This is a genomic window from Actinomadura rugatobispora, assembly GCF_055379765.1.
The window spans coordinates 12,022,091-12,048,294 of sequence record NZ_AP029191.1 but is presented as its reverse complement, the minus strand read 5'-3'; the positions used below and the strand labels follow the sequence as shown (position 1 = coordinate 12,048,294).

General features: G+C 74.4%; 21 protein-coding genes. 15 read left to right on the top strand and 6 right to left on the bottom strand.

All coding sequences use genetic code 11. The features are described 5' to 3' along the window. The first annotated feature begins 89 nt into the window (after positions 1-89). Genes ACZ466_RS54095 through ACZ466_RS54085 form a run of 3 tightly spaced genes read left to right on the top strand, consistent with a single transcriptional unit; the run spans position 90 to position 3,030 of the window. Complete coding sequence (locus tag ACZ466_RS54095) at positions 90-1,019, top strand: ABC transporter ATP-binding protein (protein ID WP_464042449.1); 930 nt, start codon at positions 90-92, stop codon at positions 1,017-1,019. Beyond that, the gene (locus ACZ466_RS54090) at positions 1,016-1,405 is read left to right on the top strand and encodes an ATP-binding protein DrrA1-3 family domain-containing protein (RefSeq protein ID WP_464042447.1); all 390 of its coding nucleotides are present in this window, start codon (positions 1,016-1,018) and stop codon (positions 1,403-1,405) included. The genes ACZ466_RS54095 and ACZ466_RS54090 overlap by 4 nt, the downstream gene beginning before the upstream one ends. Beyond that, the gene (locus ACZ466_RS54085; RefSeq protein ID WP_378291759.1) at positions 1,402-3,030 is read left to right on the top strand and encodes an ABC transporter permease; all 1,629 of its coding nucleotides are present in this window, start codon (positions 1,402-1,404) and stop codon (positions 3,028-3,030) included. The genes ACZ466_RS54090 and ACZ466_RS54085 overlap by 4 nt, the downstream gene beginning before the upstream one ends. 335 nt (positions 3,031-3,365) lie before the next feature. On the opposite strand, the gene ACZ466_RS54080 is transcribed toward ACZ466_RS54085, so the two are convergent. Beyond that, the gene (locus ACZ466_RS54080; RefSeq protein WP_464042445.1) at positions 3,366-6,416 is read right to left on the bottom strand and encodes an AfsR/SARP family transcriptional regulator; all 3,051 of its coding nucleotides are present in this window, start codon (positions 6,414-6,416) and stop codon (positions 3,366-3,368) included. A 191-nt stretch (positions 6,417-6,607) separates the two neighbouring features. On the opposite strand from ACZ466_RS54080, the gene ACZ466_RS54075 reads away from it, so the two are divergent. Then, positions 6,608-7,798, top strand: coding sequence for an MFS transporter (locus tag ACZ466_RS54075; RefSeq protein WP_464042443.1), 1,191 nt, complete (start codon positions 6,608-6,610; stop codon positions 7,796-7,798). 19 nt (positions 7,799-7,817) lie between these two features. Here ACZ466_RS54075 and ACZ466_RS54070 read toward each other — a convergent pair whose 3' ends face one another. Further along, positions 7,818-9,797 (bottom strand): BTAD domain-containing putative transcriptional regulator, encoded by a 1,980-nt coding sequence (locus ACZ466_RS54070; RefSeq protein WP_464042441.1) that lies wholly within the window; start codon positions 9,795-9,797, stop codon positions 7,818-7,820. 107 nt (positions 9,798-9,904) lie between these two features. On the opposite strand from ACZ466_RS54070, the gene ACZ466_RS54065 reads away from it, so the two are divergent. Then, on the top strand, positions 9,905-10,819 hold the full coding sequence (locus ACZ466_RS54065; RefSeq protein WP_378291752.1) for an alpha/beta fold hydrolase: 915 nt from the start codon (positions 9,905-9,907) through the stop codon (positions 10,817-10,819). Here ACZ466_RS54065 and ACZ466_RS54060 read toward each other — a convergent pair. Continuing rightward, complete coding sequence (locus ACZ466_RS54060) at positions 10,816-11,271, bottom strand: GNAT family N-acetyltransferase (RefSeq protein ID WP_378291749.1); 456 nt, start codon at positions 11,269-11,271, stop codon at positions 10,816-10,818. The two genes, ACZ466_RS54065 and ACZ466_RS54060, sit on opposite strands and share 4 nt — an antisense overlap. A 78-nt stretch (positions 11,272-11,349) precedes the next feature. Between ACZ466_RS54060 and ACZ466_RS54055 the strand changes: the two genes are divergently transcribed. Genes ACZ466_RS54055 through ACZ466_RS54045 form a run of 3 tightly spaced genes read left to right on the top strand, consistent with a single transcriptional unit; the run spans position 11,350 to position 14,542 of the window. Next, entirely contained in the window at positions 11,350-12,408 is a 1,059-nt protein-coding gene (locus ACZ466_RS54055; RefSeq protein WP_378291747.1) for a sigma-70 family RNA polymerase sigma factor, read from the top strand. A 35-nt stretch (positions 12,409-12,443) separates the two neighbouring features. Next, the gene (locus ACZ466_RS54050) at positions 12,444-13,268 is read left to right on the top strand and encodes a YybH family protein (RefSeq protein ID WP_378291745.1); all 825 of its coding nucleotides are present in this window, start codon (positions 12,444-12,446) and stop codon (positions 13,266-13,268) included. Positions 13,269-13,324: 56 nt separating this feature from the next. Beyond that, positions 13,325-14,542, top strand: a complete 1,218-nt coding sequence (locus ACZ466_RS54045; RefSeq protein WP_378291743.1) for a CaiB/BaiF CoA transferase family protein — start codon at positions 13,325-13,327, stop codon at positions 14,540-14,542. Here the strand turns inward: ACZ466_RS54045 and ACZ466_RS54040 are convergent, their stop codons facing one another. After that, the gene (locus ACZ466_RS54040) at positions 14,543-16,180 is read right to left on the bottom strand and encodes a GMC oxidoreductase (protein ID WP_378291741.1); all 1,638 of its coding nucleotides are present in this window, start codon (positions 16,178-16,180) and stop codon (positions 14,543-14,545) included. It lies immediately after the preceding gene. Between the two features lie 101 nt (positions 16,181-16,281). Further along, the gene (locus ACZ466_RS54035) at positions 16,282-16,653 is read right to left on the bottom strand and encodes a hypothetical protein (protein WP_378291739.1); all 372 of its coding nucleotides are present in this window, start codon (positions 16,651-16,653) and stop codon (positions 16,282-16,284) included. Between the two features lie 329 nt (positions 16,654-16,982). Here ACZ466_RS54035 and ACZ466_RS54030 point away from each other — a divergent pair, with 329 nt between their 5' ends. The 3 genes from ACZ466_RS54030 (at position 16,983) to ACZ466_RS54020 (ending at position 20,138) form a co-directional block, all read left to right on the top strand. Then, positions 16,983-17,687, top strand: coding sequence for a TetR/AcrR family transcriptional regulator (locus tag ACZ466_RS54030; RefSeq protein ID WP_378291736.1), 705 nt, complete (start codon positions 16,983-16,985; stop codon positions 17,685-17,687). A 265-nt stretch (positions 17,688-17,952) separates the two neighbouring features. Next, a complete protein-coding gene (locus tag ACZ466_RS54025; protein ID WP_378291734.1) occupies positions 17,953-19,230 on the top strand; it encodes a PucR family transcriptional regulator in 1,278 nt (425 codons plus the stop codon). 95 nt (positions 19,231-19,325) lie between these two features. Beyond that, complete coding sequence (locus tag ACZ466_RS54020) at positions 19,326-20,138, top strand: NAD(P)-dependent oxidoreductase (RefSeq protein ID WP_378291732.1); 813 nt, start codon at positions 19,326-19,328, stop codon at positions 20,136-20,138. Positions 20,139-20,213: 75 nt separating this feature from the next. Here the strand turns inward: ACZ466_RS54020 and ACZ466_RS54015 are convergent, their stop codons facing one another. After that, positions 20,214-21,383, bottom strand: coding sequence for an NAD(P)/FAD-dependent oxidoreductase (locus ACZ466_RS54015; RefSeq protein ID WP_378291730.1), 1,170 nt, complete (start codon positions 21,381-21,383; stop codon positions 20,214-20,216). Positions 21,384-21,566: 183 nt separating this feature from the next. Between ACZ466_RS54015 and ACZ466_RS54010 the strand changes: the two genes are divergently transcribed. The 4 genes from ACZ466_RS54010 to ACZ466_RS53995 all read left to right on the top strand — a co-directional run bounded on the left by ACZ466_RS54010 (position 21,567) and on the right by ACZ466_RS53995 (position 26,182). Next, on the top strand, positions 21,567-23,240 hold the full coding sequence (locus tag ACZ466_RS54010; protein ID WP_378291728.1) for a thiolase C-terminal domain-containing protein: 1,674 nt from the start codon (positions 21,567-21,569) through the stop codon (positions 23,238-23,240). Further along, positions 23,237-24,223 carry an alpha/beta hydrolase gene (locus tag ACZ466_RS54005; RefSeq protein ID WP_378291726.1) on the top strand — a complete coding sequence of 329 codons (987 nt, stop codon included), beginning with the start codon at positions 23,237-23,239 and terminating at the stop codon, positions 24,221-24,223. The genes ACZ466_RS54010 and ACZ466_RS54005 overlap by 4 nt, the downstream gene beginning before the upstream one ends. A gap of 25 nt (positions 24,224-24,248) precedes the next feature. Next, positions 24,249-24,761, top strand: coding sequence for a DoxX family protein (locus ACZ466_RS54000; RefSeq protein WP_378291724.1), 513 nt, complete (start codon positions 24,249-24,251; stop codon positions 24,759-24,761). A gap of 83 nt (positions 24,762-24,844) precedes the next feature. After that, the gene (locus ACZ466_RS53995) at positions 24,845-26,182 is read left to right on the top strand and encodes an AMP-binding protein (RefSeq protein WP_378291722.1); all 1,338 of its coding nucleotides are present in this window, start codon (positions 24,845-24,847) and stop codon (positions 26,180-26,182) included. Positions 26,183-26,204 lie beyond the last annotated feature (22 nt).

Genomic DNA, 26,204 nt, shown 5'->3' with positions numbered 1-26,204 from the left:
CTCTACTCTCGAAGGAACTGACCGGCGGTCAGCCGGGATCCCTGGCCGGCTCGACCGCCATGACCGCGAGGACGATGAGGACCATCGCGATGACCGACGCGATCCGTGTTTGCGATCTGACCAAGAGCTTCGGCGACGTCCGGGCGCTCGACCGGCTGGACCTGACCGTCCGGACCGGCGAGGTGCACGGGTTCCTCGGCCCCAACGGGGCCGGCAAGTCCACCACCATCCGCGTGCTGCTCGGCCTGCTGCGCCGCGACTCCGGCGAGGTCCGGCTGCTGGGCGGCGACCCCTGGCGGGACGCGGTCGACCTGCACCGCCATCTCGCGTACGTGCCGGGCGACGTCAACCTGTGGGGCAACCTGTCCGGCGGCGAGGCGATCGACCTGCTCGGCTCGCTGCGCGGCGGCCTCGACCGCGCCCGCCGCGACGACCTGGTCGAGCGCTTCCAGCTCGACCCGGGCAAGAAGTGCCGCACCTACTCCAAGGGCAACCGGCAGAAGGTCGCGCTGGTCGCCGCCTTCGCCTCCGACGTGGAGCTGTACATCCTGGACGAGCCGACCTCCGGGCTCGACCCGCTGATGGAGGCGGTCTTCCAGGACTGCGTCGCCGAGGTCAAGCGGGCCGGGCACACCGTCCTGCTGTCGAGCCACATCCTCGCCGAGGTGGAGCGGCTGTGCGACCGGGTGTCCATCATCCGCGACGGCCGCACGGTGGAGTCGGGCACCCTGGCCGAGCTGCGCCACCTCACCCGCACCGCCATCAGCGTCGAGGCCGAACGGCCCCTCACCGGCCTGGACGGGATGGAGGGCGTGCACGACCTGCACGTCGAGGGCACCGCCGCCAGCTTCGAGGTCGAACCGGAGGCGCTCGCCGGCGTCCACCGGCACCTGGCCGGGTTCGGCGTCCGCGCGCTCACCAGCAACCCGCCCACCCTGGAAGAGCTGTTCATGCGGCACTACGGCGACCGGACCGGCGCCGCCGACGGCGCCGCCGAGCCGGCGAAGGCCGCCCGATGAAGAAGCGCGCCGGCACGTTCACCGGCACCCTCCGCCTCGCCCGGCTCGCGCTGCGCCGCGACCGGGTGTCCATCATCCGCGACGGCCGCACGGTGGAGTCGGGCACCCTGGCCGAGCTGCGCCACCTCACCCGCACCGCCATCAGCGTCGAGGCCGAACGGCCCCTCACCGGCATGGACGGGATGGAGGGCGTGCACGACCTGCACGTCGAGGGCACCGCCGCCAGCTTCGAGGTCGAACCGGAGGCGCTCGCCGGCGTCCACCGGCACCTGGCCGGGTTCGGCGTCCGCGCGCTCACCAGCAACCCGCCCACCCTGGAAGAGCTGTTCATGCGGCACTACGGCGACCGGACCGGCGCCGCCGAGCCGGCGAAGGCCGCCCGATGAAGAAGCGCGCCGGCACGTTCACCGGCACCCTCCGCCTCGCCCGGCTCGCGCTGCGCCGCGACCGGGTCCAGCTGCCGCTGTGGCTGCTCGGGACGACCGCCGTCGTCGGCGCGACGGCCTCCAGCATCTCCGGCCTCTACCCGACCGCGCAGGAGCAGGCCGCCTACGCCCGGTCCAACGTCACCAGCGCCGTCTCCCGCGTCTTCAACGGCGTCGTGCCCGACGCCAGCGAGGGCGGCGTCGTCGTCAACGAGACCTTCGTCATCGTCGTCGTGGCCGCCGTGCTGATGAGCATCATGGCGGTCGTCCGGCACACCCGGCAGAACGAGGAGACCGGACGCTCGGAGATGATCGGCTCGGCGGTCGTGGGACGGCACGCGGCCCTCGCCGCCGCCCTGGCCGTGACCATCGGCGCCGATCTGCTGCTGGCCGGGCTGGTGGCGGTCGTGCTGGTCGCCGGCGGGCTCCCGGTGGCCGGGTCGCTGGCCGCCGGCGCGGCGGTCGGCGCGATCGGCGCGGTGTTCGCCGGGGTCGCCGCCGTGACCGCGCAGATCACCGAGAGCGCGCGGGCCGCCTCCGGGCTGGCCTCGGCAGTCCTCGGCGCGGCCTTCCTGCTGCGCGCCGCCGGGGACGGCCTCGCCCCGGTCGAGGACGACATGACCGTCACCAGCCTCTGGCCGTCCTGGCTCTCGCCGATCGGCTGGGGGCAGCGGGTCCGCCCGTTCGGCGACGAGGACTGGTGGCCGCTGGCGCTGCACGCCGTGCTGCTGGCCGCCCTGGTGCTGATCGCGTTCCGGCTCACCGACCACCGCGACGTGGGAACCGGGATGCTCCCCACCCGCCGCGGCCCCGTCCGGGCGCCGCGCGCGCTGCTCAGCCCCCTCGGGCTGGCCTGGCGGCTGCAGCGCGGCGTGCTGTACGGCTGGGCCGCGGGCATGCTGGTCATGGGCGTGGCGCTGGGCGCCGTCGGGAACGAGGCCGAGGAGGTGCTCGGCAGCAGCGACGGGCTGGCCGACATGATCGGGCGCATGGGCGGGGCGGGCGACGTGGTCGACGTCTTCTTCGCCGCGATGATGAGCCTCACCGGGGTGATCGTCGCCGGGTACACCGTCCAGGCGCTGCTGCGCACCCGCGCCGAGGAGAGCGGGCCGCTGGAGGCGGTGCTGGCCACGGCGGTGAGCCGCCCGCGGTGGCTGCTCTCGCACGTCACCTGCGCCGTGCTCGGCACCGCCGCCGTGCTGCTGGTGACCGGGCTCGCCAACGGGCTGGCCTACGCCGCCGCGTCCGGCTCGATGGAGAAGGTGCCCTCGCTGCTGGGGGCCGCCATGGTGCAGCTGCCCGCGACACTGGCGCTGGCCGGGTTCGTGGTCGCGGTGATCGGCCTGCTGCCGCACCGGTCGGTCGCGATCTCCTGGGCGGCGCTGGGCGCCTGCCTGCTGATCGGGCAGATCGGGCCGATCCTGGAGCTGCCGCAGGCGGTCACCAACCTCTCGCCGTTCAGCCACACCCCGTCGCTGCCGGCCGCCGACCTGGCGCTGACGCCCGTGGCGGTGCTGGCGGGCGCCGCGCTCGCCCTCACCGCCGCCGGCGTGGCCCTGTTCCGCCGCCGCGACCTGGCCTTCTGAGGCCCGGCGCGCACCGGCTCCCGGCGGCACTCCACCGCCGGGAGCCGCCCCGGACCGCTTCCGGCCACTTCAGGAGGCCCGGCGCGCCGGTGCGGACGAACCTGTAAGCGATTGGTAAGGCCCCCTCCGGCAGAATGACCGGGTAGCTCCCACCAAGAGCACCGCCAGAGAAAAGCCCTGGTGGGGGCCGACGGCCGGGCGGAGCGGGGACTCGCCGGTTGTTCGAACGTCATTGGGGGCACGCTCGACCACCGGACGACGACGATCCCGCCGCCGAGGAGCAGGGGGCTCCCGGGGAACCGCCCGGCCGCGTGCGAGCGCGGGCCGGGCCGTGCTCACCGCGCGTTGAGGAGGGCGCCGACGCCCGCCGCCGCCTCCTGATCGCCCAACTGCTCATAGACGCTGACCGCCTCACTCCAGTTCTTCCTGGCCGCCTCCTCGTCGCCGTTCGTCCGGTAGGCAGTACCCAGGACGCGGAGCGTGCCGGCCAGGAACGCGAGCCAGCCGCGGTCGCGCCAGAGGCGGACCGACTCCTCCAAATGCGTCGTCGCCGAGGCGCTCCGGCCGGCCCCCAGCTCCAGTTCCCCGAGCACCTTCAGAGAGTCCGCGAGATGGTGCTCCATGCCGTGCCGACGGCTGAGGAAGACCACCGAGTGCGCCGTCGGCAGCGCCCGCTCGTCGCCGAGCGCGGCATACAGCTTGGCCAGGTAGAGCAGGGAGAACGCCTCCGCGTAGCGGTCCTTGAGCGCGTGGCAGACGCGCAGCGAGTCCACCAGCAGCTCGTGCCCGATGTCGATGCGTCCCGCCAGGCAGTGCGCGGCCCCCAGGAACTGCATGGCCGTGGCCTCGAAACGCGGGTTGCCGTGCAACCGCGCCAGCTCCAGGCAGCGCTGCAGGTGCTCGGCGGCCTCCTCCGGGCGCCGCTCGCCGTAGGCGACGCCCATCACCTGGTGCGCGCGGGCCTCGCCGCCCAGGTGGCCGGTCTCCTCGGCCATCCGCAGCGCGCGCCGCGCCGTCTCCAGCGCCAGCTCCTCCTCGCCGCGGGCCACCAGCCCCCAGCACTGGGCCACCAGGGCGTCGGCCATCCCGCGCCGCTCGCCCTCCTCCTCGAACAGCCGCAGCAGCCGCCGCGAGTCCTCGTACGAGGTGCCCATGGCGTCGCCGGCCCGGTCGTTGGCGATCCAGGTCGCCACGTCGACGAGGCCGCGCAGCATGACCGCCTCGCCCAGCCGGTTGCCCGCCGACGCGCACAGCTCCATGGCCCGCTCGTGCGTCCGCATCAGGTCCTGGGTCAGGCTCCTGACGTCCAGGTACTTGGCCATCGACGCCGCGAGCTCCCAGGCGTGCTCGTCGAGCCCGAGCGCGCAGGACTGGTCGACCGCCGCCGTCAGCGCGGCGCGCTCAGTGTCGAACCACCCCATCGGGTCGGCCAGCAGGTCCTCGGCCACCGCGGCGGGGAGCCGGTGCCGGGGCGCCGAGCCGCCGATGGTGGCGAAGCAGGGGCCCGGCACGCGCTCGGCGGCCCGCTCGGCCAGCCCCAGCCAGGCGCCCAGCGCGCGTCGCACGGCCGCGTTCCGCGTCCCGGCGTCGTCCTCGGCCAGGGCGAGCTCGCGGGCGTAGATGCGGACCAGGTCGTGGTAGCGCAGGCGCGGCCGGCCCTGGGGGTCGGCCCCGGTCACCGTGAGGAGCTGCGCGTCGACCAGGGCCTCCAGGTGCGCCCGGCCGGCCCGGTACGGGACGTCCAGCAGCGCCGCCGCGATCCACTCCCCGAAGTCGGGCGCCTCCAGCAGCCCGAGCAGCCGGAAGAGCCGCCGCGTGCCGTCGGGCAGCCGCAGGTAGCTGAGCCGGAACGAGGCGCGCACGGCCAGGTCGCCGGCGGCCAGCTCGTCCAGCCGGTGCCGCTCGTCGCCGAGCGTCTCGGCCAGCCAGCCGAGCGTGCGGTGCCGCCGGTGCGCGAGCCGCGCCCCGGCGATCCGCACCGCCAGCGGGACGTACCCGCACAACCGGGCGATCTCGGCGGCGGCCTCGGGCTCGGCGCCCACCCGGTCCGGTCCGGTGATGCGGCCCAGCAGCGCGACGGCCTGGCCGGGCTCGAAGACCCCGAGCTCGATCCGGCCGGCGCCCTCCAGCCCGGCGAGCGGGAGCCGGCTGGTGACGACGGCGGCGCAGCCGGGCGCGGCGGGCAGCAGCGGGCGCACCTCGCCCTCGGCCGAGGCGTCGTCCAGCACGATCAGCACCCGGCGGCCGGTCAGGACGGTCCGGAACAGCGCCGACCGGTCCTCCAGCGACGGCGGCACGTCCTGCCCGGTGATCCCGAACGCGCCCAGGAACCCGCCGAGGACCCGCGCCGGGTCCACCGGGGCGCCGTCGGGGCCGCGCAGCCGGGTGTAGAGCCGCCCGTCGGGGAACCGGGCGGCGAGCCGGTGCGCCACGTGCAGGGCCAGCGTGGTCTTCCCGACCCCGCCCATGCCCGTGATCAGCGCGAGCGGGGAGTGGTCGCGGGCGCCCAGCAGGCCGGTGAGGGCCTCCACCTGCTCGTCGCGGCCGGTGAAGTCGGGCACGCCGGGCGGCAGCTGCGCCGGCACGGGCGGCCCCGGCACCCGCGCGGGGCCCGACCGCCGGCCCGACTCCTGCGACAGCACGGAGAGGTAGGCGGCCTGGACCCGCTCCCCGGGGTCCACGCCCAGCTCCTCGGCGACGCTCTCGCGGTACGCCTGGTACCGGCGCAGCGCCTCGGCGCTGCGCCCGTCGGCGGCCAGCAGCTCGATCACCCCGGCCTCCAGCCGCTCGTCCAGCGGATGCGCCTCGGCCAGCGCGTGCAGCCGGTCCAGGGCCGGGCCGGCGCGGCCGGTGGCGGCGGCCGCGGCGGCCAGGCCCGCGGCGGCCGCGTGGACCTCCTCGGCGACCGAGCGGAGCAGCGGGTCGGAGAAGTCCAGGACGGACAGGTCGGCCAGGAGGGGACCCCGCCACAGCTCGAGCGCGGACTCCAGGAGCGCGGCCCGTTCCTCGGCGTGCCCGGCGGCCTCCGCCCCGTCCACGAGGGCGCGGAAGCGGCCGAGGTCCACGGTGTGGGCGGGCACCGCGAGGCGGTAGCCGGCGCCGTCGTGGTCGAGGCTCCAGCGGGGCTCGGGCGCGGGGTCGATTCGCCGCAGCCACTGCCGCAGCCGGGAGACCCCCACCTGCACCGAGCCCGGGCCCACCTCGTCGGACCGTCCCGGCCAGACCAGCTCGACCAGCCGGAGCGAGGGGACCGAGTGGTCCCCGGCGGCCAGCAGGACGCCCAGCAGGCCCCGGAGGATGGGGGAGCGCGGCGGCGTGACCGGGGCGCCGTCCACCTGCACGAGCAGCGGCCCCAGCACGCCGAAGGCCAGCCTCTCAGCGTTCACCGAGTTCACCCGGACGCCGCCTCCGTCGTGACGCGGCTCCATCGCCGGCCGGCGGGCGTCGCACGGCATCCCGCCCGTATCGACACCACCCACATATAACATGACTTATCAGTAGTTGAACCGTGAGCGGGACGGGAGCGATGCAGGCAGCCGCCACGCCCGCACCCGTCCTGGAACCGCCGATACGGCGCGTGCGCACGGCGATCTACCTCTGCTACGCGGGCGAGGCGCTGGTCTTCTCCACCGTCATGGCGCGGGTGCCGCAGATCCAGCACGCGCACCGGCTCGGCGACGCGGCGATCAACGTCCTGGTGGCGCTGGTCCCGGTCCTGGCGATCGCGGGCGGCCTGCTGGCGGCGCGGCTGAGCGGCCGGTGGGGCTCCGGCCCGGTGCTGCGGTACGCGCAGCCGGCGTTCTTCGCGGCGGTCATGGCGGTCGGCCTGGTCGGCGGGACGGCCCCGCTGGTGGCCGCGGTGGCGCTGGCCGGCCTGACGATGGGCATGGCGGAGGCGGCGATGAACGCCCAGGCCGTCGCCATCGAACGGCACGCCGGCCGGTCCCTGGTCAACGGGTTCTTCGCGGTCTGGAGCGGGGCCGGCATCGCCGGCTCGCTGTGGGCCTCGTTCGCCAACCAGGCCGGCCTCTCGGTGGCGAAGGGCTTCCTGGTGCCGGTCGCGGTGGGCCTGCTGATCGCCGTGGCCACCGCGCGGACGGCGCTGGGCAGGGACCAGGAGGCGCGGATCGGGGAGCGCGCCGCGGCGGCGCTGGAGCGGCGGGGACCGCCCGTCGCGGTGCCGTGGCGGCCGCTGCTGGTCCTCGGCGCGGCACTGGCCTGCGCCTACGTCGCCGAGGGCGCGATCGCGGGATTCGCCGTCAAGTACGTCCGCGACGAGCTGCACGCCCCCGAGGCGGTGGCGCCGCTGGCCATCACCGCGTTCGCGGCGGCGACGGTGACCGGCCGGGCGCTGGCCGACCTGGCCGTGCGCCGCCGCGGCGCCGCCTGGATCGTCCGCGGGGGCGCGGTCCTGGCCGCCCTCGGGCTGACGGCGGCCGTCCTGGCCCCGGTCCCGTGGGTGGCCATCGCCGGTTTCGCGATGGCCGGGTTCGGGCTGTGCTCGGTCGCCCCGAGCGCGTACGCGGCGGCGGCCCGCCACGACCCGGTCGGGCAGGGCGTCGCCGTGGCGCGGGTCGGGATCTTCAACTACCTCGGGGCGGTCGCGGGGACCGGGCTGGTCGCCGCCCTGCAGCCGTCGTCCGGGTACTGGGCGGGCTACCTGGTCGCGGCCGTGCTCGTCCTGGTGGTCGTGCCGCTGGCCGGCCGGTTCGACGCGCGGCCGCCGGCGAGGGACCGGGCCCGGCCGAACTCCGCGGTCCCCGCGTAGGGGGCCGGCTCACGGCGGTTCAACGCCCGGCGGTGCGCGCCGCGGCGGCGAGGTCGTCGAGGTGGCGTGACACCGGGCCTGCGGTGAGCAGGCCGCTGCCCGCCCCGGCCAGTTCCCCCGCCGCGGGGGCGAGCGCCTCGTGCGCGCGCCGGATCGTTCCCGCGTCGCCGAGGGCTACGGCGGCCTGCGCGATGAGGCACCACAGGGCCTCGAACAACAGGTCGGGGGGCGGATCCGGGACGTCGCGCAGCGCCGCGGCGGCCTCGGTACGGCGATCCCGGGCCAGCAGCACCAGGGGACGGGCCCACGGCGCGTACGGGCCCCAGTCGATGTCCTCGCCGGTGGGCGCGGGCCGCGCGTGCTGCACGCGCAGGCACAGCAGTGCCAGCGGCAGCAGGCCGTGCTCCAGCCCCGGCATCCCGGCGCCGTGCAGCCAGGCGGCGGCGTCCCGGTAGGCGGCCTCGGTCTCGGTGTCCGGCGCCCGCCCGGCCGCGGCCAGCCGCAGCGCCGCGTACCAGCGGGTGAACACGCCCACCAGCGGCAGCTCGTGGCGCGCGGCCAGCCGGTCGGCGGCGGCCGCGTGCCGGTCGGCCCCCGGGAAGTCGCCGAGCGCGCCGCGGGCCTGGAGCCGGACCAGATGGCCGAGCACCTCGAAGGTGGTCAGGCCGTGCCGGGCCGACAGCTCCACCAGCTCCGCGCCGATCGCGTCGCGCCGCGGGGCCAGGCCCGCGCGCTCGAAGGTCTGCATGAACGCGCCGTTGAGGGCGAACGCCAGCAGCGCGGGATCGTCCAGGCGGCGGGCGATCTCCTCGGCCAGGCGGGCGGCCTCGGGCCCGCGGGCCGCCCGGCCGCCGCGCGACTCCAGGGCGATCGTGGCCAGCAGCCGGGCCCGCACCGCCTCGGGCGCGCCGGGCGGGAGGCCGGCCAGGGCGCGTTCGGCGGCGGCCACGACCTGCGCCGCCTGGCGCGGGTCGTCCGAACGGGTCCAGATCGCGGGCACGTCATAGGCGCCGATCACGCGGGCGGCCAGCTCGGCGTCCCCCAGCTCCTCGGCCGCGGCGACGGCGGCCAGGCGGTTGGTGCGGGCCGCCTCCAGGCCGCTGCCCCCGGTCACCGCGAGGTTGCGCAGCAGGCCCACCGACGACTCCAGCCTGGCCCGGGCGCCGGTGGTCACGGCCCGGTCGTACACGGCGGCCGTCCGCGCCCAGACCCGGGCCGCCGCCTCGCCCGGCCCGGCCGGGGGATCGAGGTGGCGCGCCTGCCGGAGGATGTCGGACTCCAGGCGGCGCAGCGGCGCGCCCGGGTCCATGCCCAGCTGCTCGGCCAGCAGCGTCCGGGCCCGGCGCAGCACCGCCAGCGCGTCGGCCTGGCGGCCGGTGCGGTACAGCGCGAGGGCCAGCAGCCGCCAGGCGTCCTCGCGCCAGGGATGCTCGGCCACGTGCGCGTCCAGGTCCGGGACCGTCTCGGCGGCCAGTCCGAGGGCCAGCCGGTTCTCGGCCCGCCGCTCGACGGCGTTCAACCGGATCTCCGCCAGCCGGGACCGCTCCGCGCGGGCCCAGTGTTCGTCGGCGAACTCGGCGTAGGCGGGGCCGCGCCACCGCCCCAGCGCCTCGTCCAGCCGTTCGAGGGCCTGCCTCGGCGGCAGCGTCGCGGCGGCGGCCGCCTCGCGTTCGAAGCACCAGGCGTCCACCGTGTCCGGCTCGGCGCGCAGCGCGTACCCGGGGCCCTCGGTGACCAGCAGCCGGGACGGGGCGCGCGGCGGGCGGCCGGGCTCCAGGGCGCGGCGCAGCGCGGCCACGAAGGTGCGCACCGCGCCCACCGCTCCGGCGGGCGGGTCGTCCCACAGGTCGTCGACCAGCCGGTCGACCGGGACGACCCGGCGGCGGGCGATGATCAGCCGGGCCAGCACCGCCCGGTGCCGCGGCCCCTTCAGGGCGACCGCCTCCCCGGAGGCGTCCCAGGCCGTCACCGGCCCCAGCACACCGAACACGACCCGCACCGCCCGACCGTCCCTTCCCCGCATCACTCCTGGTCACGGTAGCGCGCTCATCGGATGCTCATTCCCGCCCGCGAGGCTGGAGGCGTCTTCAGAGAAAGGACCGGACCTTGACCCCAACGATTACCGGCTTCGGCTACCAGCGCGTCCCCGTCGCCGACGGCGTGTCCCTGAACGCGGCCGTCGGCGGTTCGGGCAGCCCCATCGTGCTCCTGCACGGCTTCCCCCAGACCCACCTGATGTGGCGGCACGTCGCCGCGGACCTGGCGGCCGACCACACCGTGATCTGCCCCGACCTGCGCGGCTACGGCGCCAGCGACAAGCCCGCCGCCACCGACGACCGCGCCTACTCCAAGCGCACCATGGCCGCCGACATCGTCGCCCTCGCCCGCGCCCTGGGACACGAGCGCTTCGCGCTGGCCGGGCACGACCGCGGCGCCCTGGTCGCCTTCCGCGCCGGCCTCGACCACCCTGGGACGATCACCCGGCTGGCCTGCCTCGACGTGCTGCCCACGCTGGACATGTGGGACGCGATGCGCGGCCTCGGCGGCGCCGTCGGCTTCCACCTGTACCTGATGGCCCAGCCCCCCGGGCTGCCCGAGCGGATGATCAACGCGAGCGCGGACGCCTTCTTCGGCCACTTCCTCGACATCTGGGCGGGCGACCCGCGGGCGATCCCCGCCGACGTGCGGACCGCCTACCTGGACGCCTGCCGCGCGGCCGTCCCCTCGATCGTCGCCGACTACCGCGCCTCCGCGGGTGTCGACGTCGTCCACGACCGGGCCGACCGGGACGCCGGGAACCGGCTGCGGATGCCCGTCACCGTCCTCCAGCAGGACTGGGGCGCCGCCCTCGGCTTCGACGCCCGGGAGCTCTGGAGCGCCTGGGCGCCCGACCTGGTCCACGCGACGGTCGACCACGGCCACTTCATGGCCGAGGAGGCCCCCGCCGAGATCGCCCGGACGCTCCGCGCGCTCCTCTCCCGCGCCCCCGGGCCCGCGACGCCCGCGCCGGGAGCCGCCTAGAGCGTCCTGGTCATGTACGTGCTGTTCGGGTCGTGCGTGTAGTCGGCGAACGGCTCGCAGTAGTCGAACCCGAACTTCTCGTACAGCCTCCGCGCGGGCAGGAAGAAGTCGTCCGAGCCGGTCTCCAGGCTCAGCCGGGAGAACCCCATCCGCCCGGCCTCGGCGATGATGTGCTCCAGCAGCATGGAGGCGATCCCGCTCCGCTTGCGCGCCGACGTCGTGCGCATCGCCTTCAGCTCCGCGTGGTGCGCGTCCAGCCTCTTGAGCGCGCCGCAGCCCACCGGCGTCCGGCCGTCCAGGACGGACCAGAAGGTGATCTCCGGCCTGCGCAGCCCTTCGATGTCGAGGGCGTGCTTGCTCTCGAGCGGCGTGATCGACCGCATCTCCCGGACGTGCTCGTCGAGGAACCCGGCGATCTCGGGGCCGGTCAGGTCGTCGACCACGATCTCCATGCGCACCCGCCTTTCATGACGTCCCCCCGGGGACGGGACGCGATTGTAGATCCATTCGTGCGGAAGTAGGGTTCTCGCATGCTGGCGGTCGGGGGTGATCGGTCGCAGGAGTCCGCCGAGGCGGAGTTGCTGGCGGCGGCGCGGGCCGGCGACCAGGACGCCTTCGGCCGGCTGGTCGGCCCGTTCCGCGACGAGCTGCGCGCGCACTGCTACCGGATGCTGGGGTCGGTCCACGACGCGGAGGACGCCGTCCAGGACGCCCTCGACCGGGCCTGGCGCGGCCTGGAGCGGTACCGGCACCGGGGATCGATCCGGCCCTGGCTCTACAAGATCGCGACGAACCGGGCGCTGACGCTCATCGAGCGGCGCGGGCGGCGCGAGCTGCCCGCCGACCTGGGCCCCGGGGGCGCGCCGCTGGCCGAGGCCGCCTGGATCGAGCCGTACCCGGACCGGATGATGGCCTGGACGGCGGAGCCGGGGCCGGAGGCGCGCGTCCTGGCGCGGGAGAGCGTGGAGCTCGCGTTCGTCGCCGCCCTGCAGCACCTGTCGGCCCCGCAGCGGGCCGCCCTGCTGCTGTGCGACGTCCTCGGCTACCCCGCCAGGGAGGCCGCCGACCTGCTGGAGACGACGACGGCGGCGGTCAACAGCGCCCTGCAACGGGCCCGGAAGACACTGGCCGGGCTGCTGCCGGAGAGCAGCCAGCGGCGGACCCTGGACGCCCTGGGCGAGACGGCGCAGCGGGAGCTGGGCCGCAGGTACGTCATCGCCTGGGAGGCGGGCGACATCGACGCGATCGTCGCGATGCTCGCCGAGGACGCCAAGTACTCGATGCCGCCGCTGGCCGCCTGGTACGAGGGCCACGCGGGCATCCGCCGCTTCCTGGCCGAAGGCCCGATGCGGGAACGCTGGCGCCTCCTGCCCGCGCGCGCCAACGGGCAGCTGGCCTTCGGCACGTACAGGTGGAACGGGTACGCCTACGTCCCCGCGGGCCTGGACCTGCTCGCCCTGCGCGGCGCCCGGGTCGCCGAGGTGGTGTCCTTTCTGGACGCCGACTTCCCCGCCTTCGGCCTGCCGGCGGAACTCCCCGAGAACGGCCCGCCGCGCCGCGATGATTTCGCGGACCCGCCCGGGTTGTAGTCCTGACGGAAGCACCGAACCGGAAGGACGCACCGATGCCCACCGACGAAGAGCAGATCCGCACCCTGATCGAGCGCTGGGCCGGGGCGGTCCGCGACGGCGACATCGACGCGGTCGTCGACGGCCACGCCGAGGACATCGTGATGTTCGACGTGCCGCCGCCGCACCAGGGCGTGCGCGGGCTCGACGCCTACCGCGCCACGTGGCCGCCCTTCTTCCAGTGGCTGGCGTCGGGCGCCCTGTTCGAGATCGAGTCGCTGGACGTCGTCGCCGGTGGCGGCGTCGCCTTCGCCCACGCCCTGCTGCGCTGCGGCACCCCCGAGGAGCTCGCCGCCGACCCGGGCAACCGCCTGCGGCTGACGCTGGGGCTGCGCAGGGACGACGGCCGGTGGGTCGTCGTCCACGAGCACCACTCGTTCCCGCTCGCCGACCCCACCGGCGCCGAGGAGGAGGTGCGCCGCGTGCACCGGGAGTGGTCCAGGGGCACCGCGGAGAAGGACCTGGACGCGATGATGGCCCACATCGCCGAGGACGTCGTCTCCTACGAGCACGAGGAGCCGCTCCAGTACGTCGGCGTCGAGGCCGTGCGGGAGGTCTGCGAGCGCAACCTCGACGCGGGCGGGGCCGAGGTCGGCCTGGACATTCCAGATCTCAAGGTCCTCGTGCGGGACGATCTCGCGGTCGCGTGGGGGCTCAACCACGTGCGCGTGGCGCGGCCCGGCGGCGGAAGCACCGACTCGTGGTCTCGCGGCACTCGGGTGTTCCAGCGGAGGAACGGAGCGTGGGCGATGGTCCACCAGCACCTCTCCGTCCCCTTCTCGCCGGCCACCGGGGAGGCGAGGACCGGCCTGCGCCCCTGACCCAGCCCGCCCAGCCCGCCCAGCCCGCCCGGCACGGCCGACAACGGAGGTTATCCATGACCGCAGTGATGCAGGGAGTCCGCGTCCTCGAGGTCGCCGAGCACACGTTCGTGCCCGCGGCCTCGGCGCTCCTGGCCGACTGGGGCGCCGAGGTCGTCAAGATCGAGCATGTCGAGCGCGGCGACGCCATGCGCGGTCTGGCCTCCACCGGGACGGCGTCGGTCTCCTCCGACGTCCACGTCCTGTTCGAGCACTCCAACCGGGGGAAGCGGAGCCTGGCCCTCGACCTGGCGTCGCCGGAGGGGCTCGACATCCTGTACGCGCTCGCGGCGAAGTCGGACATCTTCGTCACCAACAAGCTGGCGGGCGTCCGCCGGAAGCTGAAGATCGACGTCGAGGACATCCGGGCGCACAACCCGCGCATCATCTACGTCCGCGGCTCGGGTCAGGGGGAGCGGGGGCCCGACGGCGACCGCGGCTCCTACGACATGCTCGGGTTCTGGGCGCGGGCGGGCATCGGCGCGGGCGTCCAGGGGGCGGAGCCCGGCCCCGTGCCGAGCCCGCCGGGCCCCGGCTTCGGCGACTCGATCGGCGCGATGGCGATCGCGGGCGGGATGATGGGCGCGCTGTTCCACCGGGAGCGCACCGGCGAGGGGACGGTCGTGGACGTGTCGCTGCTCGGCACGGGCCTGTGGTCGATGGGCCACGCGCTGGCCCTCTCGCTCCAGCTGGGGGTGCCCTTCACGGCCCCGTCGGCGTCGTCGCTGTGGGCCAATCCGCTGGTCGGCAACTACCGGACCAGGGACGGGCGGTGGCTGGCGTTCTGCTGCCTCCAGGCGGGCCGGTACTGGGCGTCGCTGTGCGAGGCGATCGGACGGCCCGGGGCGGCGGCCGATCCCCGCTTCGCCGACCACCATTCGATCATGGCGAACAACGAGGACGCCATCGAGCTGCTGCGCGAGGCGTTCGAGGAGCGGACGGTCGACGAGTGGCGCGCGCGGCTCGAGGGCTTCACCGGCCCCTGGTCGGTCGTCCAGAACATCGCCGAGGCGGGGGCGGATCCGCAGACGGCCCCGAACGGCTACGTACAGACGTGCCGGACGGCGGCGGGCGTCCCGTTCCAGGTGGCCGCCGCGCCCGTCCAGTTCGACGGGGAACCGGCCGCCCCGGAGCGGGCGCCCGAGTTCAACGAGCACGGCGACGCCATCCTGGCCGGTCTCGGGTTCGGCTGGGACGCCATCACCGACCTGAAGCTCCGCGGCATCGTCGCCTGATCAGAACACCCGCCCGACGTCCTGCCGGACGATGGCGGCCATGCTGTGCTCGGCCAGGGCGGCGATGGTCATGGACGGGTTGCAGGCGCCGGTGGAGCCGGGGATGCGGGCGCCGTCCAGGACGTACAGCCCGCGCTGCCCCAGCATCCGGCCGAACCGGTCGACCGCACCGCCCATGGGCACGCCACCCAGCGCGTGCCAGGTCGAGGCCTCCTGGGCGTTGGTGTCGACCATCTGGCCGCCGCCCACACGTGCGATCTCGTCGACGCGGTCGCGGATGAGCGCCTGCAGCTCGGCGTCGCCGGAGGAGGGCCAGGTCAGACGGGCGTCGTCGGCGGAGGCGTCGTAGGCCCAGGTGCCGGCCGCCTTGACGATGCCGAAGCCGACCACCGTCATCATCTTGGTGCCCTGCGGGGGAGGCAGCGGCGAACCCGCGTGGATGATCGTGTACGGGATGGCGCTGCCGGGGTCGCGTCCGCCGACGCAGGCGGGGCCGCCCTGCCGCGTCCCAGGGTCGCCGTTCATCTGGACCCAGGCGAAGATGCGGTCGCCGTTGTTGCCCCACTGGGTGCCGATGGCGTCGGGCAGGCCGGGGATCAGGCCCTTGGCGCGCGCCTTCACCATGAGGCGTGTCGTGCCGGGAGAACCCGCGTTGAGGAACACCGCGTCGGCGATGATGCGCTTCTGCTCCTGGACGACACCGTCGGTGTTGATGCGGTCCACGTGCAGCACCCAGCGCTTCTGGGCGTCCAGCGACACGTCCCGCACGACGTGCAGCGTCGCCACGCGGACGCGGCCGGTGGCCTGGGCGGCGGCGAGGTAGGTGACGTCGATGGAGTGCTTGCCGCCGTTGTTGACGCCGAAGACGACGTCGCTGGTGGTGTAGGTGGGGGTGTACCGGCCGTCCAGTTCCCCGCGCACGAAGCTCCAGTCGATGGGCAGGGGCACCTTGAACCTGTCCAGTCCTGCCTGGGGTGCGACGTCCCAGAACAGCCGGGAGGACCGGTACGGATCGGTGGCGATCACGTCGTCGGGAACGGTGGTGATCTTCAGCATGCGCGCGACGGTGGGATAGGCCCATCGGTCGAGTTCGGCGTAGTCGCCGGCCGCGACCGGCATGGACGCGGCGAAGTACTCCTCGGTCGGCTGCAGCGTCATCCCGTGGTACATCAGTGATCCGCCACCGACACCGGCGCCGCAGTTGATCGTCATGCCCTGCTCTTTGAGGACCTCGATCAGCCCCGTGTAGGGCTCCCAGGTGCCGGGCAGGCCGGGGACCGGGCTTCCGCCGCTCAGCCAGGCGGAGCGGCGGTCGATGTTGGCGACGCGGGGGAAGGTCGTGGCGTTGGGCCCGGTCGGCCAGCGCAGGCCGCGTTCCAGGACGAGGGTCCCCACCCCGGCCTGGGCCAGCCTGAGGGCGGTCACGCCGCCGCCGAAGCCGGTCCCGACGACGACGGCCCGCTCGCGCTGCTCGGTCACCGGGACCCTTCGGCCGCGCGCGGCGGCCCAAGCCGGCCCGGCGCCGGTGGCGGCCGCGATGCCGAGTCCGCCGAGTCCGCCGAGTGCGGCGGCGCCGAGCAGCCGGCGGCGGGTGACGTCCGGAGCGGGGGACGGGGTGGTGGAGGCGTTGTCAGGCATGGCGGCTCCCGATCGTTCGTCGTGCTGGACGAGGTGTCCGAGCAGCGATTATGGGAAGCGGCCTGGCCGGGCCTTAGTCACCGAAGAGAGTAAACAGTCACTTATTTATTGGCAGCCGGGGACAGTTCGGGGGATCGGCGGGGTGCGACGGGGCGTCCCGGGGGAGGGGCGGCCAGCAGGCCGCAGCGGATCGTGAGGACGTGCCTGATCGCGCGCGCCGCGCCCGCGACGTCGGTCGCCAGCCCGATCCGGTCGCCCCACGACCAGGTGAACCACCAGGAGCCCGCGCCCGCGACGCAGTGGATCCGCTCCGTGAGGCCGGTGCCGTGCGGGCCTGCGACCCGGAGGAAGGCGGCGCCGAGCGAGGCCGGGCCGACGAGGTCGACGCCGAAGTCGCTGATCGTCCGCATCTCGGAGGCCAGTGCCTCCAGGTGGAGCAGCGCGTTGTCGCCAGGGAGACGGCCGGACATCATCCACTCTCCTTCGCGCCGGGCGCTGCCCGCGGGGGACGCCGCCTACGAAGCATGCTTTCTCATTACGAGAATGTTGTAATCGTATAACGAGAACCAGGTTAGTCAAGGCGATTCCGCCGATGCGCGCGGCCGGAACGGCCCGATGCGGCGCCCGGCGCGGGGCGGTGCCCGATGTCACAGGCGGTTTCCACTTGCCGGTGGTGTGGAATGGCATGATCGTATATGTAGAGCGATGTTGTTCTTCACAGCCGTGGCCATGGCCGTACTTGGGAGGCCCGCTGGCATTCGGGTGGAGCGGCGTTGTCCCGGGCGGCGGGTGAGGGGAGAGCATGGTGCGGCAGGAGCCGGACGAGGCGGAGCGCGTGGACGGCGGGCCGGCGACGGAGCCGCTGGGCGAGGAACTGCCGAGCTGGCAGCGGCGCAGCGTGGAACGATCCCTGGAGGGCGCCCGCACGCGCGCGCGCCAGCGGAGCGACCGCTTCGTCAACGCCGCCCTCGAGTTCATCCTCGAGGAGGGCAGCGTCGACTTCACCATCCAGGACGTCGTCGACCGCTCCGGGATGTCCGTCCGGACGTTCTACTCGTTCTTCGACGGCAAGGACAGCCTGCTCCTGGCCATCTACGAGACGATCCTGCGCAAGACGGCGGTGCCGATCCTGCGGGAGCTGTGCGACAAGGAGACCGAGCCGGTGCTGCGCCTGCGGGCGCTGCTGTCGGGGCTCACCGAGCGCACGGCCACGACGAACCCGACCTACCGGGCGCTGAGCGTCTTCCACCTCCGGCTCGCCGAGTCCCGGTCGCGCGACCTCGCGCACGCCCTGAATCCGCTCCGCGGCTTCATCGTCGAGCTGCTGAGCGAGGTCGAGGCGGCCGGGAAGCTGCGCGGCGACCTCGACATCACCGCGCAGGCGGAACTGCTGCTGGAGCTCCTGCTGGCCAACGCGCACACCTCGATCCTGTCGGGGGTCCGCAGGGCGGGCCCGGAGGACATGTGGGCGTTCTGCTCGGCGGCGGTCCTGCGCACCACGTCGTGACGGGCCGCCGGGCCGGCGCGATCAGAGATTCTCATACTTCTCTAGAGAGAACCTGAGCTGCTCTTCTGGGAAACCCTATTCACATGTGCGGCCCATGGGGTTACAGTGCTCCGCGTCACACGTGCTCCACACGGTCGGTGAAGGGGACGGTCAGGATGCATGGTCCCGCGGTCCCCCGCCCCCCGGTCCACCGGCCCACATGACCGGATCGCCCCCTTGGGGGCCGGGCTCCCACGGTCCCCGCGCACAACGAGGAAGTCCGTACATGGCTCAGGCCACGATGATCCCGCTCCCGCTCCCGGACGACCGGCCCCCCGCCCGCCGCGGCGCCGCCCCGCCCCCCGACGTCGTCGCCGTCCTGCGGCCCGAACTCCCGTCGCTGGCGGCGGAGATCGTCGAGGAGATCAGGTACTCGGTCACCGAGTTCGGCGGTCCCCTCCAGGACGGCCCTCCCACCGTGATCCGCCCGGCGGTCGAGCGGGCGCTGCGGCAGTTCGTCGACCGGCTCGCCGATCCGGCGGCCGCGGCGGACGGCGGAACCAGGATCTGCCGGGGGTTCGGGCGCCACGAGTACCGGGCGGGCCGGAGCCTGGACGCCCTCCAGGCCGCCTACCGCGTCGGCGCCCGGGTCGCCTGGCGCCGCATCGCCGACGTCGGGCGCCGCGCCGGATGGCCCGCCGAGACGATGTCGCTGCTCGCCGAGGCGGTCTTCACCTACGTCGAGGAGATCGCGGCGTACACGGTCGAGGGCCACCTCCAGGCGCGGCAGAGCGCCTCCGACCGGCTCCAGGCACTGCGCCGCAGGCTGGTCGAACTGGTGCTGACCAGGGGCCACGCGATGTCCGGGGAGGCGCTGGCGGACCTGGCCCGGGAGGCGCGGTGGCGGCTTCCGGCGACGGTGGCGTGCGTGGCCGTCGCCGAGCGTCCCCCCGACGGGCGGCTGGCGCCGGCGGTCGGGCCCGACGTGCTCGTGGACCTCCAGCGCCCCGACCCCTGCCTGATCGTCCCGGACCCGGACGCGCCCGGACGCGAGGACATGCTGGCCCGCGCCCTGCGCGGGACCGAGTTCGCCATCGGCCCGAGCGTGCCCCTCGACGACGCCGCCCTCTCCCTCCGGCTGGCCGTCCAGGCCCTCTCGCTCGTCCAGCGCGGCGTCGTCGGATGCGACCGCTACGTCCGCTGCTCCGACGAGCTCTCCACGCTGCTGCTGTTCCACAACGAGGACGTGATCCAGCTGATGACCAGGCGGCGCTACGGGCCGCTGGCCGCCCTCAAGCCGCTCCAGCAGGTCCGCCTGGGGGAGACGCTGCTGACCTGGCTCGTGACCGGGGGGAAGGCCCCCGAGATGGCGGCCCGGCTGCACGTCCACGCGCAGACGGTGCGCTACCGGATGCGCCAGCTGCAGGATCTCTTCGGCGCCGAGATGGAGGACGCCGACTGGAGGTTCGAGATGGAGATCATCCTCCGGACGAGGCTCCTGCGGGACGACCGGAGCAGGCAGTCCCTCCGCAGGGCGGGAGAGGGCACCGGTACCCTGGCCTGACCCGATTTGAACAGCGATTCACGCTATTGATTCATTGCTCATTCTGATGAGTGTGGTTAGCATCGCTGTGATCTGAATCTCTTCAAGGAGTTGCGATGCGCCTCGGTTTCATCGGCGCCGGGAGGATGGGGCGGCCCATGGTGCGCCGCCTCACCGCGGCGGGCCACGAGGTCCGCGTCCTGGGAAGGACGCCCGAGGCGCGGGAGGCCCTGGCCGGGGACGGCGCGCAGGCCGTCGCCGACACGGCCGGGGTCGCCGACGGCGCCGAGGCCGTCCTGGTGTGCGTCTTCAACGACGAGCAGGTCCGCGACATCTGCCTCGACGGCCCGCTGCTCGACCGGATGCCGGCCGGGTCCGCGCTGGTCGTGCACACCACCGGCAGCCCGCGGACGGCCGAGGCCATCGCCGCCCGGGCCGCGGCGGGCGGCGTCGACGTGATCGACTGCCCGGTCAGCGGCGGCCCGCACGACATCGAGGCCGGCCGCCTGACGCTCTTCGCCGGCGGCGCCGACGACGCCGTCGCGCGGGTGCGGCCCGCGCTGGAGAGCTACGGCGACCCGCTGCTGCACGTCGGCCCGACGGGCGCCGGCCAGCGGGTGAAGCTCGTCAACAACGCGCTGTTCGCCTCGCACATCGGGCTGCTGGCCGACGCGGTCCGGCTCTGGAACCGGTGGGGCCTGGACGAGACCGCGCTCCTCGACGCGCTCCAGCACGGCAGCTCCGCCAGCCGGGCGCTGGCGGGCGTCCACCACAGGGGGTCGGTCGCGGCGTTCGCCGAGGCGACGGGCGCCTTCGTCGGCAAGGACGTGGAGGTCGTCCGGAAGGTCGCCGCCGAGGACGGCGGTGACCTCGGCGCCCTGGAGGCGGCCCTCGACAGCCTGGCGCGCGTGCTGCGGCCCGCCGACTGACCCCGCGCCCGCGTGACGGCCACCCGGCCGGGACCGGGTGGCCACCGACGCCGGCGCGCGCGCCGGCGCTGCGATCTAGCGGGCGGCCTGCTCCTCGAGGAGGAGCTTGCGGAAGGGCAGGATCAGCTTGGGCGCGTTCCAGGCGAGCACTCCCATGAGCCGCCCCTCAGAGCGGTAGGAGGCCACGAACTTCCCGTCCGCCGGCGTGCCCTCCTCGATCGTCACCTCGGCGTCCGCCGGGAGCACGCCGTGGGCCTGGATCTTGACGTCGTACTGGTCGGTCCAGAAGTACGGCAGCGGCGAGAACGGCTTGTCGTCGCCGTGCAGCAGGTTGCGCGCCGCGGCGGTGCCCTGCTCGGTGGCGTTCATCCGGTGCTCCAGCCGCATCCGGCGCCCGTACCGCGGGTTGAACCAGGACGCGACGTCGCCCGCCGCGTAGACGCCCGGCGCGGCCTTGCAGAACTCGTCGCACTCGATGCCGTCGCCGAGCGGCAGCCCCGAACCGCGCAGCCAGTCCACCTCGGGCACGGCGCCGATGGACACCAGGACGCAGTCGGCGGGGAGGGAGGTGCCGTCGGTCAGCTCGACCGTCGTGACCCGGCCGTCCTCGTCGCGGATGTCGCCGACGCCGACGCCGAGGCGCAGCTTCACGCCGCGCTCGCGGTGCAGGCCCGCGACGACGGGGGCGATCTCGGGGCCGACCTGGCGGAGCATGGGGTGCTCGAGGGGTTCCACGACGGTGACGTCGAGGCCCATGCCGCGGGCGGCCGCCGCGACCTCCAGGCCGAGGAAGCCCGCGCCGACGATGACGACCCGGCCGCCGGCCTCGAAGGCGGTGCGGATCTCGGTGGCGTCCGGCCGGTCGCGCAGCACATGCACCCCGGTGGTGAGGTGCGACGCTCCGGGGAGGCGGCGCGGCCGCACCCCGGTGGCGATGACCGCCCCGTCGTAGTCCAGGCCCGTCCCGTCGTCCAGCCGGATCGTGCGGCGGCCGGGATCGAGCTCGCGCGCCCGCGCGTGGAGCAGCTGGACGCCCAGGTCGGAGTACTGCCGCCGCTCGCGCAGCCGGGTCCGCTGGTGGTCCCAGGTCCCGGTGAGGACCTGCTTGGACAGCGGAGGGCGGTCGTAGGGCAGCATCGGCTCGCCGCAGAGCAGGGTCAGCACCCCGTCGTACCCCTCGCGGCGCAGTGTCTCGACGGCGGCCACTCCGGCGGCGCCGCCGCCGACCACGACCACGCTTCGCATCGGTCCCATGATTCCGCCTCTCGTCCGGGCCTCGACGCCGCGCGGGTCCGCTCCGGGGCCGGTCGGCCGCCGTGGCGCCTGCGGTTCGAGGGACTGAATGGGAGATACGAGAATTGAATTATAGTTCAGAATGATGCATGCTGACTCGGCAGTCTTCCCCCTTACGGTAGTGAAGGAGGCGATGTGACCGGAGCGCCGGGGCGCCCTCTGCCGTCGATCACACCGGAGACCGAGTTCTTCTGGACGTCCGGGGCCGACGGCCGCCTGCGCTTCCAGGAGTGCGAGTCCTGCTCCGCACTGGTCCATCCGCCGCAGCCGGTATGCCGCCACTGCCGGGGCACCGGCCTGCGGGTGCGGGAGGTCTCGGGCCGCGCGACGCTCATCGGCTTCACCCTCAACCAGCGGTTCAGCATGCCCGGCCTGCCGGCCCCCTACGTCGTGGCGCAGGTCGCGATCGAGGAGGACCCGCGGGTCCGGCTCACCACCAACGTGGTCGAGTGCGATCCCGGGAGCCTCGAGCTGGGCATGCGCATGGAGGTCGTCTTCGAGCACGTCGAGGACGTCTGGCTGCCGCTCTTCCGTCCCGCCGCCGAGCAGGGCGAGCCGGCCGAGCTCCCGCGCGACGAGATCGAGCCCGGCCAGGCGTGGCGCCACGTGCGCCCCATGGCCACGCCGGAGAAGTTCGAGGACAAGGTCGCGATCACCGGCATCGGCAGCTCGGAGATCGGGCGCCGGCTGATGGTGCCGCCGCTGTCCCTGACGCTGCGGGCGTGCGAGCGCGCGATCGCCGACGCCGGCCTCACCCTGGACGACATCGACGGCCTGGCGACCTACCCCGGCGCCGGGAACGTCGGCGGGTTCGGCGAGGGCGGGGTGACGGCGCTGGAGGGCGCCCTCGGCATCCGCCCGACCTGGTACAACGGCGGCATGGAGACGTTCGGGCCGAGCGGCTCCCTCATCGCGGCGATGCTGGCGGTCGCCGGCGGCCTGGCCCGGCACGTGCTGTGCTTCCGGACGCTGTGGGAGGCCACGCACGCCCAGCAGATGCGCGAAGGCAAGATCAGCATGGGCGGCGCCGGGGGCAGGGTGGCCGGCTCCGGGAGCTGGTTCCACCCCTTCGGGGCGACCTCGGCCGCGCACACCCTGGCGCAGAACGCGCAGCGTCACTTCCACCGCTTCGGCACCACCCGCGAGACGCTCGGCTGGATCGCGCTGAACCAGCGCGCGAACGCCGCCCTCAACCCGGACGCGATCTACCGCGACCCGATGACGATGGACGACTACCTGCAGGCCAGGCCGATCACCTCGCCGTTCGGGCTCTACGACTGCGACGTGCCCTGCGACGGCGCCGTCGCCGTGATCGTGTCGGCCGTGGACGCCGCGCGCGACCTGCCCAAGCCGCCCGTGCTGGTGGAAGCCGTCGGCACCCAGATCCTCGAGCGGATCGACTGGGACCAGAGCACGCTGACGCACGAGCCCCAGGTGCTCGGGCCCGCCGCCCACCTCTGGACGCGCACCTCGCTGCGGCCGGACGACGTCGACGTGGCCCAGCTCTACGACGGCTTCACCATCAACTGCCTGTCGTGGATCGAGGCGCTGGGCTTCTGCGGCATCGGCGAGGCCAAGGACTTCCTCGACGGCGGCAAGAACATCGCCCGGGACGGGGTGCTCCCGCTCAACACCCACGGCGGCCAGCTGTCCCACGGGCGGACCCACGGCATGGGCCTGGTCCACGAGGCGATCGTCCAGCTGCGCGGGGAGGGCGGGCCGCGGCAGGTGCCGGGGGCCCGGGTCGCCGCGGTGAGCAGCGGCGGTCTCACACCGGGCGGGGCGATCCTGTTCAGGACGGACACGTGAGCTCGGGCGGTCCCGGAGACTCGGCGGCGACCGCCGAGGCCCCGGCGCCGCCCGGCGGGGACGACGCCGTGCGGTCGCGCGTCGTCGACGTCGGCGGGATCCCGATGTCGGCGCTGGTGCGCGCGGTCGACCGGCCCCGGGCCGTCATCGTGGCGCTGCACGGCGGCTCGGCGCGGGCGGCGTACTTCCACGCCCCCGCCCTGGCCCCGCAGTCGCTGCTGCTCACCGGCGCGGCGCTCGGGTTCACCGTCATCGCGCTGGACCGCCCGGGGTACGGCGCCTCCGCCGCCCACGCCGACCGGATGACCGATCCGAGGAGCCGCGTCGACCTGGCCTACGCGGCCGTGGACCGCCTCCTCGGAGCGGGCCCGCGGGGCGCGGGCGTGTTCGTGATGGCGCATTCGCTGGGGTCGGTGCTCGCCCTCCGGATGGCCGCCGACGAGCGCGGTCCCGGCCTGCTCGGGCTGGAGCTCGCCGGCACGGGACTGCGTTTCCATCCGCCCTCGGTGGAGATCCTGGACGGGCGCCTGCGGGACAGGCCGCGCGAGCCCGGGCGGCTGGGGCTGCGCGACATCCTGTGGGGGCCGGAGCACCTCTATCCCGAGGACGTCGAGGATCGTGCCGCGATCGCCTCGTCCACGCCCGCCTACGAGGCGGACGAGGTGCGCACCTGGACGGGGCGGCTCCCCGGCGTCGCGGTCGAGGTGCGCGTGCCCGTGCGGTACTGCCTCGGCGACCACGAGCTCGTGTGGGACGCGGAACCCTCGGCGATGGCGGGGGTCGCCGCGCTGTTCACCGCCTCCCCTCGCGTCGTCGTCGACCGGCAGGTGTACGGTCCTCACAACTTGAGCCTCGGACGGTCCGCCACCGCCTATCACCTGAAGGTCCTGGCGTTCGCCGAGGAGTGCGTGCTGGCCCGCGAGGGGGCGGGTTCCGCGGGGGACCGGACCGCGGCGGACGACGCCGCGGCGCCGGGTCGCTGACCGATCGTTGCCTTGGGAGGAAGAGATGTCGGACGCGGACGTCGCGGTGCTGCTCGTGCGTGCGGTGGTGGGGATCACCATGATCGCGCATGGGGTCAACCACTGGATCGGCGGCGGCAAGATCGAGGGCACCGCCCGCTGGTTCGGCGGTCTCGGGCTGAAGCACGGGAAGCTGCAGGCGTGGATGAGCGTGCTCACCGAGATCGGCGCCGGCGCGCTGCTGGTGGTCGGCCTGCTCACGCCGCTGGCGTGCGCGGCGGTGATCTCCGTGATGCTGGTCGCGGGCCTGCTCGCGCACCGGACCAACGGCTTCTTCGTGTTCAAGGACGGCTACGAGTACGTGCTCGTGCTCGCGGTGACCTCGCTCGCCCTGGCCCTGCTGGGCCCGGGGAAGGCGTCGGTGGACGCCGCGGCCGGCATCGAGATCACCGGCTGGGCCGGCGGCGGGATCGCGCTCGGGGTGGGCGTGGTGGCGACCGCGGGCCTGCTCGCCACGTTCTGGCGGCCGGTCCCGGCGAAGGCCGAGCAGGCGGCCTGACGCCGGGCCCGCACCGCTTGAAAGTAGCCATTCCAGCTTCTGAGACTCTTACTTGCACGAAGCGAGAATGTTATTTTCTAGCCATGCATCATCTGGGATGGCAGGCGGAGCGGAGCCCCGGCGCGATCGCGGTCATCGAGGCGGACGGGAGGACCGTCACCTACGCCGAACTCGACGCGCGCTCGCGCCACCTCGCGGCCGCGCTCGGCAAGGAGCCGGGCGACTCCATCGCCATCCGCATGCCCAACGGCGCGGCCTTCCTGGAGGTGGCCTGGGCGGCGCAGCGCTCGGGCCTCTCCTACACGCCGGTCAACAAGCACCTCCGGCCCGCCGAGATCGACGCCATGGTCGACGGCAGGCTCCTGGTCACCGAGGAGGTGTACGAGCGCCTGCTCGCCACGCCGGTCTCCGCCGAGGCGCGGGCCGCTCAGGACGCGCGGGAGTGCGAGGGACGGGAGCTGATGTTCTCCGGCGGCACCACCGGCATGCCCAAGGAGGTGCGCAAGCAGCTCACGGCGGGGCCGATGGGCGACCCGGAGGCCGAGTGCGTGAAGGTCGCGCTGGGGCTGACCCGGTACGGCATGGGCCCCGGCACCGTCTACCTCTCCCCGGCGCCGCTCTACCACGCGGCGCCGCTCGTCTACTGCATGTCCCTGCTCCGGCTCGGCGCCACCCTCGTCGTCATGGACCGCTTCGACCCGGCGGCCTGCCTGGAGCTGATCGAACGCCACCGCGTCACGCACGCGCAGTTCGTCCCCACGATGTTCGTCCGGATGCTCAAGCTCCCCGCCGACCGGCGCGACCGCGACCTGAGCAGCCTGAAGCTGGTCTTCCACAGCGCCGCGCCGTGCCCGGTCGAGGTGAAGCGGCGGATGCTCGACTGGTTCGGCCCGATCATCCACGAGTACTACTCCGGCACCGAGGGCTACGGCCACGTGGCCATCGGCCCCGAGGAGTGGCTGGCGCACCCGGGGTCGGTGGGGAAGGCGGGCGACGACGTCCGCATCGTCGACGGCGTCGTCCACTTCGGCGAGCACAGCCTCGGTGACGTCGGGTACCTCGACGACGACGGCTACCTCTACCTGACCGACCGGGTCTCGCACATGATCGTCTCCGGCGGCGTCAACATCTACCCGCAGGAGACCGAGAACGTGCTGGTCATGCATCCGCGCGTGGCCGACGTCGCGGTGATCGGCGTCCCCGACCCGGAGATGGGCGAGCGGGTCCTGGCGGTGGTCGAGCCCGCGGGCGAGGTGACCGCGGAGGAGCTCCTGGCGTACTGCCGGGAACGCCTCGCCCACTACAAATGCCCGCGCGACGTCGACTTCGTCTCAAGCCTGCCCCGCGACCCCAGCGGCAAGCTCCGCAAGGGCCTGCTCAAGGAGTCCTACTGGCGGGACCACGAAACGAGGATCGTCTGAAGCGCCCACCCGCCCCGTACAT